Raw genomic sequence first — 12,792 nt, forward strand, 5'->3', positions numbered from 1 at the left:
TCCCTCATGCCAAGACATGGCGCAACAGGTACACCGTGACGAAGCCCGCCGCCATGAAACTCAGCGTGGCCACCAGCGAACGCGGACTCAGCCGCGCCAGCCCGCACACCCCATGGCCGCTGGTGCAGCCGGAAGCGTAGCGCGTACCCAGCCCGACCAGCAGCCCGGCCACGATCAGCTGGAACGGCGACGCCTCGACTTGAACCACCGGCAACGCACCGCCCAGCAGCCGGTACGCCAGCGGCGCCAGCACCAATCCGGCGACGAAGGCGGCCCGCAGCGGCCAGTCGGCGGCACGGTCGACCAGCCCGCCCACCAGACCGCTGATACCGGCGATGCGGCCATTGGCCAGCACGAACCAGGCCGCGGCCAGTCCGATCAGCACGCCGCCGGCCAGCGACGCCGCAGGAGTGAACGTGTCCCAGGCGATCATGCCGTCTGCTCCGGTGCCGTATCGGCTGCCTGGGCGGCGCCGTCGCCGCAGAACAGCGCGTGCAAGGCGTTCAGCAACACCAGCGCCTCGGGACGGCCGATACGGTAGTAAATCCACTTGCCCTCGCGCCGCGTGGCCACCAGCCCTTCGTTGCGCAGCACGCCAAGCTGTTGCGACAGCGTGGGCTGGCGGATGGCGGTGAGCCGTTCCAGTTCCGACACGGTCTTCTCGCCATCCACCAGTTGGCACAGCAGCAAGAGCCTATCCTCGTTGGCCAGGCTCTTGAGCAGCAGCGAGGCCTTGCCGGCATTTTCCCGCAATAGCGCTAAATCCATCGTTCATACTCTCTCTATGGGCATCGATGCCCGGCATTCATTATATTGATTTATATATTGTCTTTCAATATAGTAAAGAGCACCGATACCGCTTGCCCGAGGGAGCACCATGTCCGCCCAGATCGAACCGTTCTTCGACCCGTCCACGCACACCATCTCCTACGTGGTGTACGACCGGCCCGGCGGCCACGCCGCCATCATCGACCCGGTGCTCGACTACGACGCCAAGGCCGGACGCACCGGCACCGCCTCGGCCGGGCGCATCCGCGATTTCGTCGCGGCCCAAGGCTTGAGCGTCGACTGGATCCTGGAGACGCACGCCCACGCCGATCACCTGTCGGCTGCGGCCTGGCTGCGCGACACGCTGGGGGGACGCATCGCCATCGGCGCCGAGATTCCCGCCGTGCAGCGCATCTTCAAGGGGATTTTCCATCTGGAGGAAGGCTTCCGCGTCGACGGCAGCCAGTTCGACACGCTGCTGCACGACGACGAACGCTTCATGATCGGTACGCTGGAAGCGCGCGCGCTGTTCGTCCCCGGTCACACGCCGGCCGACCTCGCCTACCAGATCGGCGACGCGGTGTTCGTCGGCGACACGCTGTTCATGCCCGACGTGGGTTCGGCGCGCTGCGACTTTCCCGGCGGCGACGCCGCCACGCTGTACCGCTCGGTGCAGCGCCTGCTGTCGCTGCCGGACGACACGCGGCTGTTCATGTGCCACGACTACCCCCCCGAAGGGCGCGCGCCGCGCTGGGAAACCACGGTGGCCGAGCAGCGTGCGCACAACATCCATCTGCGCGACGGCATCGGCGAGGGCGACTTCGTCGCGATGCGCGAGGCACGCGACGCCACGCTCGAGATGCCGCTGCTGATCCTGCCGGCGGTGCAGGTCAACATCCGCGCCGGCCGGCTGCCACCGCCCGAATCCAACGGCACGTCCTACCTGAAGATTCCGCTCAATCTGCTGTGAGCGAGGCCTGCCAGGGATATCGCCGTCCGAGCCTGGCTCAGAAACGTAGGATGGGTGGAGGCACAAGGTGCCGGAACCCATCGCCGATGGGTTGCGCTACGCTCCACCCATCCTACGAACTCAAGATGCGCAGGCGCCGCCGCTTAATGAGCCAGGCTCACAACGAGGCGCCGGCGCGCGACGCCTGATCGTACAGGCCCGACAACACCCGCAGCAGTTCGGCGGTCTCGCCGATGTCGGCATTCGGCGTGCCGCTCTCCACCAGCGCGTCGATCAGGCACTGCTCGCGCACCTCGCGATAGCGCTCGCACAAGGCCTTGCCGGCCTCGGTGGTGGAGAAGAACACTTCCTTGCCGATCTTCTCGCTCTCCACGTACCCCATCTTCACCAGCTTTTTCAGCGCGTACGACACCACGTGCGTGTCCTCGATGTTCAGCACGAAGCAGATGTCTGCCAGCTTCTTCTTGCGGCCGCGATGGTTGACATGGTGGATCAGCGAGACCTCCAGCGCCGTCATGTCCTTTTCGCCCGCCGCGGTCATGCAGCGCACCATCCAGCGGTTGAAGGCGTTGTTGACCACGATCAGGCCGAACTCGAACTCGGACAGCTCGACGCTGCGCTCGGACACCAGGAGGGAGGACGAAACGATGTTCAGATGCGTGCTCATGGACGGTTGGTCATCGAAATAAGGCAACCAGTATAGCAAGCACCGTGCACCAAACCGCTCCCGCCACGGTCTCAGCATTACACGAATGCAACACTTCATCGGCGTTTCAAATACAATTTATCGATATTTTGTTGACGTTATGGCGGCAAATTTTTATGTTCACTCCCACAAGACCCACAACGACCCCGGCACCACAGCCGGGGCATGACTGCAAATGGAGAACACCTTGAAGCAAGGAGAAGCCCGCTTCTACCTGCTGGGGGAGCGCGCGGCCGTGCTGGCCGTCGACGCCCCGGCCGATCTGGCCTGCCAGCGCCGCATCTGGTGGCTGGCGAGCCGGCTGCGCAGCCGCCCCGAGCTCACCGACATCGTGCCGGGCATGAACAACCTGACCGTGGTGTTCGACCCGCTGGTCAGCGAGGGCGGCGCCGTGCTGGCCGAGCTCGAAGCGCTCTGGGCCGACGCCGCCGAGGCCCGCTTCACCCCGCGCGAGGTGCTCATCCCGGTGCGTTACGGCGGTACGGACGGCCCTGACCTCGACGAGGTCGCGCGCCACGCCGGGCTCAGCCCGGAAGAAGTCGTCGCCCGGCACAGCGGCGCGGACTACACCGTGTTCTTCCTCGGCTTCCAGCCCGGCTTCGCCTATCTGGGCGGCCTGCCCGAGGCGCTTGCCACCCCGCGTCGCGCCGAGCCGCGGCTGGCGGTGCCGGCGGGCTCGGTCGCCATCGGCGGCAGCCAAACCGGCGTCTACCCAGCCGCCTCCCCCGGCGGCTGGCAGCTGATCGGCCGCACCGAGCGAACCCTGTTCGACCCGCTGCGCGATCCGCCCACGTTGCTGCTGCCGGGCGACCTTGTGCGCTTCGTTCCCGTGGAGGCCGGCCATGCTTGAGATTCTGCGTCCCGGCGTACAGACCACCGTGCAGGACCTGGGCCGCCACGGCTTCCGCCACCTGGGCATCGGCCAGAGCGGCGCGCTCGACGCGCCGGCGCTGATGATGGCCAACCGCCTGGTGGGCAATCCGGAAGGCGCCGCCGGGCTGGAGATCGTGCTCGGGCCGGTCAGCCTGCGCTTTTCCCGCGCCGGCTGGTTCGCCCTGACCGGCGCCGACTTCGACGCCACCCTGGACGGCCTGCCGGTGTGGTGCGGCTGGCGCCAGCCGGTGCGTGCCGGCCAGGTGCTGCAGCTGCGCGGCAGCCGCCACGGCATGCGCGCCTACCTGGCGGTGGACGGCGGCATCGCCGTAGCGGAAGTGCTGGGGGCGCGCGCCACCGACCTCGGCGCCGGTTTCGGCGGTTTCGCAGGCCGCGCGCTGCAGGCCGGCGACCATCTGCCGCAGGGCGAGCCGGTGGCACTCGAAGGCAAGGCCGGCAGCCGTCCTCCGCAATGGACGCCGGAGCTCCGCGCCCTGCCCGGCCCGGAATACGACGAGTTCGCCGCTGCCGCACAGGACGCCTTCTGGACCCGGCCCTGGGCCATCACGCCGCAGAGCAACCGCATGGGCTACCGCCTGGCCGGCCCGGCGCTGACGCGCGAGGCCAGCCACGAGCTGCTGTCGCACGGCGTGCTGCCCGGCGTGGTGCAGGTGCCGCCCGGCGGCCAGCCCATCGTGCTGCTGGCCGACGCCCAGACCACCGGCGGCTACCCGCGCATCGCCACGGTGATCGAGGCCGACCTGTGGAAGCTGGCCCAGGCGCGGCCGGGCGCCGAGCTGCATTTCATCCCGACGACACCGGCCGAGGCGCGCCGCGCCCTGCAGCAGCACCGCTATCAACTGAACCGCTTCAACTGGAGTGCCTATGGACATTGATCTGAACGCCGATCTGGGCGAGGGCTGCGGCGACGACGAAGCCATCCTGGACTGCGTCAGCTCCGCCAACGTCGCCTGCGGCTGGCATGCCGGCGACGCCGACACCATGCGCGCCGCAGTGCGCGCGGCCCAGGCACGCGGCGTAGCGGTAGGCGCCCACCCGAGCTTTCCCGACCGCGAGCACTTCGGCCGCCGCGCGATGCAGCTGCCCGCCGACACCGTCTACAGCGGCGTGCTGTACCAGATCGGCGCGCTGCAGGCCATCGCCCGCGGCGAAGGAGTGCGCCTCACCCACGTCAAGCCGCACGGCGCGCTCTACAACCAGGCTGCGCGCGATCCGCAGCTGGCCGCCGCCATCGTGGCGGCGGTGCGCGCCGCCGATCCCGGCCTCGCCGTGGTGGGGCTCTCCGGCGGCGAGCTGGTGCGCCAGGCGCGCGCCGCCGGCCTGCGCGCGCTGAACGAGGTGTTCGCCGACCGCGCCTACCTGGCGGACGGCAGCCTGGCGCCGCGCGGCACGCCCGGCGCGCTGATCGAGGACGAAGCCCAGGCGCTGGCGCAGACGCTGCAAATGATCACGCAAGGCTGCGTCACCGCGCTCGACGGCAGCACCGTCGCGCTCGCCGCCGACACCGTCTGCCTGCACGGCGACGGTCCCCACGCGGTGGCCTTCGCCCGCCGGCTGCGCCACGAGCTGCTGGCGCGGGGCCTGAGCTTGCGCGCGCCGGGATAGAACCTCGCGCCATGGGCGAGGTAGGCCCAAGCCCCCCGCCCCTCGACGGATAACAAAAAAAGACAGGGCAAAAAGCCCGCTATCTACAAACGGAGAAACCTGATGAGCATTGCGCTTCAAACGCTGCCCAGCGTGGCGGCACGTCTCGCCATCCGGCGCGGCGACCACACCGGGCCGACCGCCGGCCTGGCGGCAGGCTACGTCCAAGGCAACCTGGCGATCCTACCGGCCAGCCACGCCGACGACTTCCTGAAATTCTGCGTACGCAATCCGCAGTCCTGCCCCGTGCTGGCGGTGTCGGAGCCGGGCGAAACCGCCCTGCCCGCACTGGGACGGGATCTCGACATCCGCTGCGACGTTCCCGGCTACCGGGTGTTCCGCGACGGCGAGCTGATCGCCGAGCCCGAGCGCATCGACCCGTTCTGGCGCGACGACCTGGTCACCTTCGTCATCGGCTGCTCGTTCTCCTTCGAAGAGGCGCTGCTCGCCGACGGCGTGCCGGTACGCCACATCGAGCAGGGCTGCAACGTGCCGATGTACCGCACCAACGTCCCCACCCAGCCCGCCGGCCCGTTTCACGGCCCGCTGGTGGTGTCGATGCGGCCGATGCTGCCGGCCCAGGCCATCCGCGCTATCCAGATCACCTCGCGCTTTCCCTCCGTGCACGGCGCGCCGGTGCACCTGGGCGATCCGGCACTGATCGGCATCGCCGATCTGGCCCGTCCCGATTACGGCGACGCGGTGGAAATCCGGGACAACGAAATCCCGGTGTTCTGGGCTTGCGGTGTCACCCCGCAGTCGGTCATCGCCGCCACCAAGCCCCCGTTCTGCATCACCCACGCGCCCGGCAAGATGCTGATCACCGATCTGCTCAATGCCCGTCTGGCGGCACTGTAACCGCCGGTTCTCGACTATTCAGGAGTTGCAACGATGTGGCTGAAACATACCAACCCCACTGAGCGGATCACCCTGACCGCCTCCTTCGGCGGCTATGCCGTCGATGCCTTCGACTACATGATCTACACCATGCTGATCCCCACCCTGATGACGGTGTGGAGCATGAGCAAGGCCGAAGCCGGCCTGATCGCCACCGTCACGCTGTGGGCCTCGGCGCTGGGCGGCTGGGCCGCCGGCGTGCTGGCCGACCGCTACGGCCGGGTACGGGTGCTGCAATGGACCGTGCTATGGTTCTCGTTCTTCACCTTCCTGTGCGGCTTCACCCGCACGCCGGAACAGCTGATGCTGGCGCGTGCGTTGCAGGGCTTCGGCTTCGGCGGCGAATGGTCGGTGGGCTCGGTGCTGATCGCCGAAACCATCCGCTCGCACTATCGCGGCCGCGCCGTCGGGCTGGTGCAAAGCAGTTGGGCGATCGGCTGGGGCGCCGCCGCGCTGGCCTTCGCCTGGATCTACAGCACGGTGTCGCCGGAACTGGCCTGGCGCGTACTGTTCTGGATGGGCATCCTGCCGGCGCTGCTGATCCTCTACATCCGCCGCAACCTGACCGAGCCGGAAGTGTACGTGCACGCCAAACGGCGCGAGCAGGAAAGCAGCGAGAAAACCTCGTTCCTGGCGATTTTCTCGCCGGCCATCCTCAAGACCACGATACTGGCGAGCATCTTGATCATGGGCATGCAGGGCGGCTACTACACCATCACCACCTGGCTGCCGACCTTCCTCAAGACCGAGCGCCATCTGTCGGTGCTGGGCACCGGCGGCTACCTGTTGGTGATCATCACCGGCTCGTTCGCCGGCTACCTGACCAGCGCCTGGCTGTCCGACCACCTCGGCCGCAAGAAGTGCTTCATGCTGTTCGCGTTGATGTCGCTGCTGATCGTCACCACCTACATGCAGATTCCCATCACCGACGCGCAGATGATGCTGCTCGGGTTCCCGCTGGGCTTCTTCGTGTCGGGTATCTTCAGCGGCGCCGGGGCCTTCCTGAGCGAACTGTTCCCGCACGCGCTGCGCGGCTCCGGGCAAGGCTTCTGCTACAACTTCGGGCGCGGCACCGGTTCGTTCTTCCCGGCCCTGGTCGGCATCCTCAGCGCCACCATGCCGCTCAGCAAGACCATCGGCATGCTCGCTGCCGCGGCCTACGGCCTGGTGATCGTCACGCTGTTCTTCCTGCCGGAAACCCGCGGCAAGGCGCTGCACTAGCCCCGTCACCTTTTCGCTTCCCGGACCGGGCGCCCGCCCGGTCATGGCCCACCTCTTCCGCTCAGGACCCCATCGATGGAATTACGCAAGTTGAAACAGCTGATCCAGCTGGTGCAGGACTCCGGCATCGCCGAACTGGAAATCAGCGAAGGCGGCGAACAGATCCGCATCACCCGTGCCATGGCCGGCACACTCACCGTCCCCGTCCAGCCGCTGCCGGCGCCGGTAACGGTTGACGCCACGGCGAGTGCCACCGCCGCGCCAGCCGCCCCCACTAGCCCGGCGACCAACCCCAACACGGTCAAATCGCCGATGGTCGGCAGCTTCTACCGCCGCCCCAGCCCGCAGGCCAATACCTTCGTCGAGGTCGGCCAGCAGATCAAGGTCGGCGACACGCTGTGCATCATCGAGGCGATGAAGCTGATGAACGAGATCGAAGCCGACCGCGCCGGCGTGCTCAAGGCCATCCTGGTCGAGGAAGGCCAGCCGGTGGAATTCGGCGAACCGCTATTCGTCATCGAGTGAGCCGGAGCCACCACATGTTCGATAAAATCCTCATCGCCAACCGCGGCGACCAGCTGCCGCCAGGCAGCGCAGCGACGCAGTCACATCGCACCGTCGCGGCACGCGGCGCGGGCGATCTCGCCGCGGAGACCTGCCATGTTCGATAAAATCCTCATCGCCAACCGCGGCGAGATCGCCCTGCGCATCCAGCGCGCCTGCCGCGAGCTGGGCATCAAGACCGTCGTGGTGCACTCCGAGGCCGACCGCGACGCCAAGTACGTCAAGCTCGCCGACGAATCGGTCTGCATCGGCCCGGCACCCTCGGCCAAGAGCTACCTCAACGTGCCGGCACTGATCGCCGCCGCCGAAGTCACCGACGCCCAGGCCATCCACCCCGGCTACGGCTTCCTGTCGGAAAACGCCGACTTCGCCGAGCGCGTCGAGCAATCCGGCTTCGTCTTCATCGGCCCGCGCCCGGACACCATCCGCCTGATGGGCGACAAGGTCTCGGCCAAGGAAGCCATGCTCGCCTCCGGCGTGCCCTGCGTGCCCGGTTCCGACGGCGCCCTACCGGACGACCCCGCCGCGATCGCCGCCGCGGCGCGCCGCATCGGCTTTCCCGTCATCATCAAGGCCGCCGGCGGCGGCGGCGGGCGCGGCATGCGCGTGGTGCACCAGGAAGAAGAGCTGCTGACCTCGGTGGAAATGACGCGCAGCGAAGCCGGCGCCGCTTTCGGCAACCCGACGGTGTACATGGAGAAATTCCTGCAGCAGCCGCGCCACATCGAAATCCAGGTGCTGGCCGACCAGCACGGCAACGCCATCCATCTCGGCGAGCGCGACTGCTCGATGCAGCGCCGCCACCAGAAGGTCATCGAGGAAGCCCCGGCCCCCGGCATCAGCGCCGCCCAGCGCCGACGGATCGGCGAAGCCTGCACCGACGCCTGCCGCCGCATCGGCTACCGTGGCGCCGGCACCTTCGAATTCCTCTACGAAAACGGCGAGTTCTACTTCATCGAAATGAACACGCGGGTGCAGGTCGAACACCCGGTGACCGAACTGATCACCGGTATCGACATCGTGCAGGAACAGATCCGCGTCGCCGCCGGCCACCCCCTGCGCTACACCCAGCAGCAAGTGACGCTGCGCGGCCACGCCATGGAATGCCGCCTCAACGCCGAAGACCCGTTCAGCTTCGTGCCGAGCCCGGGCAAGATCGACAGCTACCACCCGGCGGGCGGCCCCGGCATCCGCCTCGACTCGCACATCTACCAGGGCTACACCGTGCCGCCGCACTACGACTCGATGATCGGCAAGCTGATCGCCTACGGCGACACCCGGGAACAAGCCATGGCGCGCATGCGCGTGGCGCTGTCGGAAGTAGCGATCACCGGCATCAAGACCAACATCCCGCTGCACCAGGAGCTGTTCCGGGACGGCGCCTTCCAGCAGGGCGGCACCAGCATCCACTACCTGGAACACTGGCTGACCGCCCGGCGCCAAGCGTCGTAAACCGCCAAGGCCGGGCCATGCTGCGACCATCCGGCCCGCGCCACCGCCTCCCTCGCCGCGCGCTCCGGCCGACCGCGCGGCCAAGCGAACCGGGGCAGCTCGCCACACCGGAACAGCACTTCGTCCAGATGGTCGAAGTGAATGGCACGGTGTTCGGCTGGATGCACGGCCACGCCAAAAACCAGCCGGCACCGGGTAAAACCCTATAAATCACCAGGTTGGCATCGGCCCCAACCGTGGTAGCATTGCTGCCGACCAAAATAGAGCAAACACCCGAGATCCCGTGCAGCCACCCGCTGCCCGCGGGCAAGCATCGAAACAGGAGAACACCATGGGCCTGCTTAACAGCTTGCTGGAACACAACCGCAGCTTCGTCGACAACCGCGAATACGAGCAATTCCAGACCGACAAGTTTCCCGACAAGAACCTCGCCGTGCTGGCCTGTATGGACGCGCGGCTGGTGGAACTGCTGCCCAAGGCGATGGGCCTGAAGAACGGCGACGCCAAACTGATCAAGAACGCCGGCGCGCTGGTCACCCACCCCTGGGGCTCGGTGATGCGCAGCCTCTTGGTCGCCATCTACGAATTGCGCGCCGAAGAAGTGTGCGTGGTGGCGCACCGCGACTGCGGCATGAACTCCATCGACCCGGCGCGCATCCTGAACGCCGCCTGCCAGCGCGGCGTCAGCGCCGAGACCCTGGCCACGTTGCGCAACGCCGGCATCAACCTGGAAGGCTGGCTCAAGGGCTTCGACAACGTCGAGGACAGCGTGCGCCACACCGTCGACGTGATCCGCACCCATCCGCTGATGCCGCGCGACGTGCCGGTGCACGGCCTGGTGATCCACCCGGTGACCGGCAAGCTCGACCTGATCGTCGACGGCTACGCCACCCTGACCCAGGCGGCATGACCCGCGCCATCGGGCTGTTCGGCGGCACCTTCGACCCGATCCACAACGCCCACCTGCGCATGGCCGAGGCGTTCCGCGACGAATGCGGGCTGGCCGAGGTGCGGCTGATCCCGGCCGGCCAGCCCTACCACCGCGCCCAGCAGCCGCATGCCACGCCGGCCCAGCGGCTGGCCATGGTCGAACTGGCCATCGCCGGCCGCCCCGGCCTCGTCGCCGACGACCGCGAAGTGCGCCGGCCGCGCCCCGCCTACACCGTCGAGACGCTGGAAGAGGTGCGCGCCGAGCTCGGCCCCGAGGCGCCGCTGTGGCTGTTGATCGGCGGCGATTCGCTCGCCACGCTCGACAGCTGGCGGCGCTGGCGCGAACTGTTCGAACTCGCACACGTGGCGGTGGCGCTGCGCCCCGGCTTCGATCCGGCCGCCCTCCCCGCCGCCGTGCGCCACGAGTGGCAGACGCGCCAAGTCCCTGATTTTCCAAATCGAACGCCTTCCGGTACAATCCGCCCCTTGGCTTTGCCGCCGGTAGCGCTCTCCGCCACCGACATCCGCGCCAGACTGGCCCGCGGGGACGACGTCAGTGAGCTGATCCCCCCGCCGGTCTTAGGCTACCTGCGCGCGCACCGGCTCTACCAGACGAGCCCGGAGCGGCTCTAGACGGCCGCCCGGCGGCCAAAGCCCCTGAATACCGGACGTTGCCTCGATCCCGAGGCAGCGCCCCATCCAAACATTGTGGAAGGAAACATGGACATCGACGCTATCGCCAAACTGGCCGTGGAAGCCCTGGAAGACATCAAGGGCAAGGACATCATCGAACTCGACACCAGCGAGCTGACCTCGCTGTTCCAGCGCATGATCGTCTGCACCGGCGACTCCAACCGCCAGGTCAAGGCACTGGCCAACAACGTGCAGGTCACGCTGAAGGAAGCCGGCGTCGACATCGTCGGCAGCGAAGGCCAGGAGTCGGGCGAATGGGTGCTGGTCGACGCCGGCGACGTGGTGATCCACGTCATGCTGCCGGCGGTACGCGACTACTACGACCTCGAGGCGCTGTGGGGCGGCCAGAAGCCGTCGTTCCTGCCCAGCGGCGGCAAGCCGTGGTCGGTGGTCTGAGCACCGCGACTAGCGCACCGACAAGATTGGCCGAAGCCCCCGCGCCACGGCGCGACACCGCCTTCGGCCAAGCCTTTCCCCTGCTGACACCATGAAAATCACCATCCTCGCCGTCGGCACCAAGATGCCGCGCTGGGTCGACGAGGCCTACCAGGACTACGCCAAGCGCTTCGGCCGCGACGTCACGCTGGAACTGAAGGAAATCAAGCCGGAGAAACGCGGCGGCGGCGTCACGGCGGAAAAAGGCATCGCCGCCGAGCACGCCCGGCTCATCGCGGCCATCCCGCCGCGCAGCAAGCTGGTGGTGCTGGACGAGCGCGGCCGCAACTGGACCACGATGAAGCTGGCCGAGGCGATGAAGGACTGGCTCGCTGGTGGCGACGACCTGTGCTTCGTCATCGGCGGCGCCGACGGCCTGTCGGACGAACTCAAGGCGCGCGCCGACACCCTGCTGCAGCTCTCCGCGCTGACCATGCCGCACGGCATGGTGCGCGTGCTCTTGGCCGAACAGCTCTACCGCGCGCTCTCCATCCTCAACAACCATCCCTACCACCGCGAGTGACACCGACGGCGGCTCCCGGGCACCGATGACTTGAGCCGGGCCCGCGCCGGATCACCGACGTGCCTGGCCGAAACGCCTCCTTCCCGCCGCTTCCGCTCCACCGTCGAGCGCCCCGCCTCAGAGGAAGCCCGCCCGGACTGCGACAGTTTGTCGCATTCCAGCCGCCAGGCGGCACGGCTACACTGCCGCATCAAGAACCATTCTCAACAAGGATCTTTCCCGATGCGCCATCCCCTCGCCCTGCTGCCGCTGCTGTTCGCGGCGGCTACCGCCTCCGCCCACGTCACGCTGGAAACCCCGCAAGCCGAAGCCGGCAGCACCTACAAGGGCGTGCTGCGCGTCGGCCACGGCTGCGCCGGCTCGCCGACCACCGCCCTCAAACTGATCGTGCCGGCCGGCGTGCAGAAGCTCAAGCCGATGCCGAAAGCCGGCTGGCAGCTGGCGGTGCAGAAGCAGAAACTGGCCCAGCCGTACGACTACTACGGCGAACAGGTGACCGAGGACGTCAGCGAAGTGAGCTGGAGCGGCGGCGATCTGCCGGACGCCTTCTACGACGAATTCGTGTTCCGCGCGCGCCTGCCCAAGACGCCGGGCGAGACCCTATACTTCAAGGTCGAGCAGCGCTGCGCCAAGGGCGAGACGCGCTGGGTCGACATTCCGGCCGCCGGCCAGGACGCCCACGACCTACCGACCCCGGCCGCCACGCTCAAGCTCGTCGCCCCGGGCGACGCGCACCGCCACTAAGCACGGCACCGCCCTACTGGCGTTGCCGACCCGGCCGAGAACAGGGCCAAGGTGCCTCGGCCTGACGCCTGCCCCCTCCAAACGATCGGGGCTCCCGCGGGAGCCCCGATCCGTCCTACGCTATTCCAGCGCGACTCAACCACGGCCGAACCAGCCCGGCCACAGCTTGACGCCCTGCCCGGCCAGGTCGCCGCCCGGCATGAGCTTGTCCACCAGGGTCCTGGGGTAGCGCTCAGTTGATCGAACAGGCTGATGTTTTCGCCTCTCTCACTTGGAAAGTCACTTCAATCAGGCTAGCATAAAGACATATAAATCAATACGTTATATTAAACAACCCGTTTCTGACAGGGA

Annotated in this window: 18 protein-coding genes; 15 read left to right on the plus strand and 3 right to left on the minus strand. The window is 67.8% G+C overall.

Features of this window, described 5'->3' with window-relative positions; genetic code table 11:
• Positions 1 to 4: 4 nt before the first annotated feature.
• Positions 5 to 433 carry a YeeE/YedE family protein gene (locus tag PSEMAI1_RS0119095; protein ID WP_024304415.1) on the minus strand — a complete coding sequence of 143 codons (429 nt, stop codon included), beginning with the start codon at positions 431 to 433 and terminating at the stop codon, positions 5 to 7.
• A complete protein-coding gene (locus PSEMAI1_RS0119100) occupies positions 430 to 768 on the minus strand; it encodes a helix-turn-helix transcriptional regulator (protein WP_024304416.1) in 339 nt (112 codons plus the stop codon). The genes PSEMAI1_RS0119095 and PSEMAI1_RS0119100 overlap by 4 nt, the downstream gene beginning before the upstream one ends.
• 109 nt (positions 769 to 877) lie before the next feature.
• Between PSEMAI1_RS0119100 and PSEMAI1_RS0119105 the strand changes: the two genes are divergently transcribed.
• Complete coding sequence (locus PSEMAI1_RS0119105) at positions 878 to 1,738, plus strand: MBL fold metallo-hydrolase (protein ID WP_024304417.1); 861 nt, start codon at positions 878 to 880, stop codon at positions 1,736 to 1,738.
• A gap of 157 nt (positions 1,739 to 1,895) precedes the next feature.
• Here PSEMAI1_RS0119105 and PSEMAI1_RS0119110 read toward each other — a convergent pair whose 3' ends face one another.
• Entirely contained in the window at positions 1,896 to 2,405 is a 510-nt protein-coding gene (locus PSEMAI1_RS0119110) for a winged helix DNA-binding protein (RefSeq protein WP_024304418.1), read from the minus strand.
• A gap of 214 nt (positions 2,406 to 2,619) precedes the next feature.
• On the opposite strand from PSEMAI1_RS0119110, the gene pxpB reads away from it, so the two are divergent.
• The 14 genes from pxpB (at position 2,620) to PSEMAI1_RS0119175 (ending at position 12,441) form a co-directional block, all read left to right on the plus strand.
• Positions 2,620 to 3,294: a 5-oxoprolinase subunit PxpB gene (gene pxpB, locus PSEMAI1_RS0119115; protein WP_029770844.1), complete on the plus strand. Its 675-nt coding sequence runs from the start codon at positions 2,620 to 2,622 to the stop codon at positions 3,292 to 3,294.
• Positions 3,287 to 4,213 (plus strand): biotin-dependent carboxyltransferase family protein, encoded by a 927-nt coding sequence (locus PSEMAI1_RS0119120; protein WP_024304420.1) that lies wholly within the window; start codon positions 3,287 to 3,289, stop codon positions 4,211 to 4,213. Before pxpB ends, PSEMAI1_RS0119120 begins: the two co-directional genes overlap by 8 nt.
• Positions 4,203 to 4,943: a 5-oxoprolinase subunit PxpA gene (pxpA, locus tag PSEMAI1_RS0119125; protein WP_024304421.1), complete on the plus strand. Its 741-nt coding sequence runs from the start codon at positions 4,203 to 4,205 to the stop codon at positions 4,941 to 4,943. The genes PSEMAI1_RS0119120 and pxpA overlap by 11 nt, the downstream gene beginning before the upstream one ends.
• Before the next feature lie 102 nt (positions 4,944 to 5,045).
• Positions 5,046 to 5,840 carry a putative hydro-lyase gene (locus tag PSEMAI1_RS0119130; protein WP_024304422.1) on the plus strand — a complete coding sequence of 265 codons (795 nt, stop codon included), beginning with the start codon at positions 5,046 to 5,048 and terminating at the stop codon, positions 5,838 to 5,840.
• Positions 5,841 to 5,873: 33 nt separating this feature from the next.
• Positions 5,874 to 7,100, plus strand: coding sequence for an MFS transporter (locus tag PSEMAI1_RS0119135; RefSeq protein WP_024304423.1), 1,227 nt, complete (start codon positions 5,874 to 5,876; stop codon positions 7,098 to 7,100).
• Positions 7,101 to 7,175: 75 nt separating this feature from the next.
• A complete protein-coding gene (accB, locus tag PSEMAI1_RS0119140; RefSeq protein ID WP_024304424.1) occupies positions 7,176 to 7,625 on the plus strand; it encodes an acetyl-CoA carboxylase biotin carboxyl carrier protein in 450 nt (149 codons plus the stop codon).
• Positions 7,626 to 7,639: 14 nt separating this feature from the next.
• Positions 7,640 to 7,771 carry a hypothetical protein gene (locus tag PSEMAI1_RS22355; protein ID WP_255327057.1) on the plus strand — a complete coding sequence of 44 codons (132 nt, stop codon included), beginning with the start codon at positions 7,640 to 7,642 and terminating at the stop codon, positions 7,769 to 7,771.
• Positions 7,761 to 9,116: an acetyl-CoA carboxylase biotin carboxylase subunit gene (gene accC, locus PSEMAI1_RS0119150; protein ID WP_024304425.1), complete on the plus strand. Its 1,356-nt coding sequence runs from the start codon at positions 7,761 to 7,763 to the stop codon at positions 9,114 to 9,116. Before PSEMAI1_RS22355 ends, accC begins: the two co-directional genes overlap by 11 nt.
• 17 nt (positions 9,117 to 9,133) lie before the next feature.
• Positions 9,134 to 9,325: a hypothetical protein gene (locus PSEMAI1_RS21930; protein WP_156943171.1), complete on the plus strand. Its 192-nt coding sequence runs from the start codon at positions 9,134 to 9,136 to the stop codon at positions 9,323 to 9,325.
• Between the two features lie 122 nt (positions 9,326 to 9,447).
• Entirely contained in the window at positions 9,448 to 10,026 is a 579-nt protein-coding gene (locus PSEMAI1_RS0119155; RefSeq protein WP_024304426.1) for a carbonic anhydrase, read from the plus strand.
• Complete coding sequence (gene nadD / locus PSEMAI1_RS0119160) at positions 10,023 to 10,679, plus strand: nicotinate-nucleotide adenylyltransferase (protein ID WP_024304427.1); 657 nt, start codon at positions 10,023 to 10,025, stop codon at positions 10,677 to 10,679. Before PSEMAI1_RS0119155 ends, nadD begins: the two co-directional genes overlap by 4 nt.
• Positions 10,680 to 10,766: 87 nt before the next feature.
• Entirely contained in the window at positions 10,767 to 11,135 is a 369-nt protein-coding gene (rsfS, locus tag PSEMAI1_RS0119165) for a ribosome silencing factor (protein WP_029770845.1), read from the plus strand.
• A gap of 91 nt (positions 11,136 to 11,226) precedes the next feature.
• The gene (gene rlmH, locus PSEMAI1_RS0119170; protein ID WP_024304429.1) at positions 11,227 to 11,697 is read left to right on the plus strand and encodes a 23S rRNA (pseudouridine(1915)-N(3))-methyltransferase RlmH; all 471 of its coding nucleotides are present in this window, start codon (positions 11,227 to 11,229) and stop codon (positions 11,695 to 11,697) included.
• A gap of 222 nt (positions 11,698 to 11,919) precedes the next feature.
• Entirely contained in the window at positions 11,920 to 12,441 is a 522-nt protein-coding gene (locus PSEMAI1_RS0119175; protein ID WP_024304430.1) for a YcnI family protein, read from the plus strand.
• The last annotated feature ends 351 nt before the right edge of the window (positions 12,442 to 12,792 follow it).

The sequence above is a fragment of the Pseudogulbenkiania sp. MAI-1 genome (assembly GCF_000527175.1).
Classification (GTDB): domain Bacteria; phylum Pseudomonadota; class Gammaproteobacteria; order Burkholderiales; family Chromobacteriaceae; genus Pseudogulbenkiania.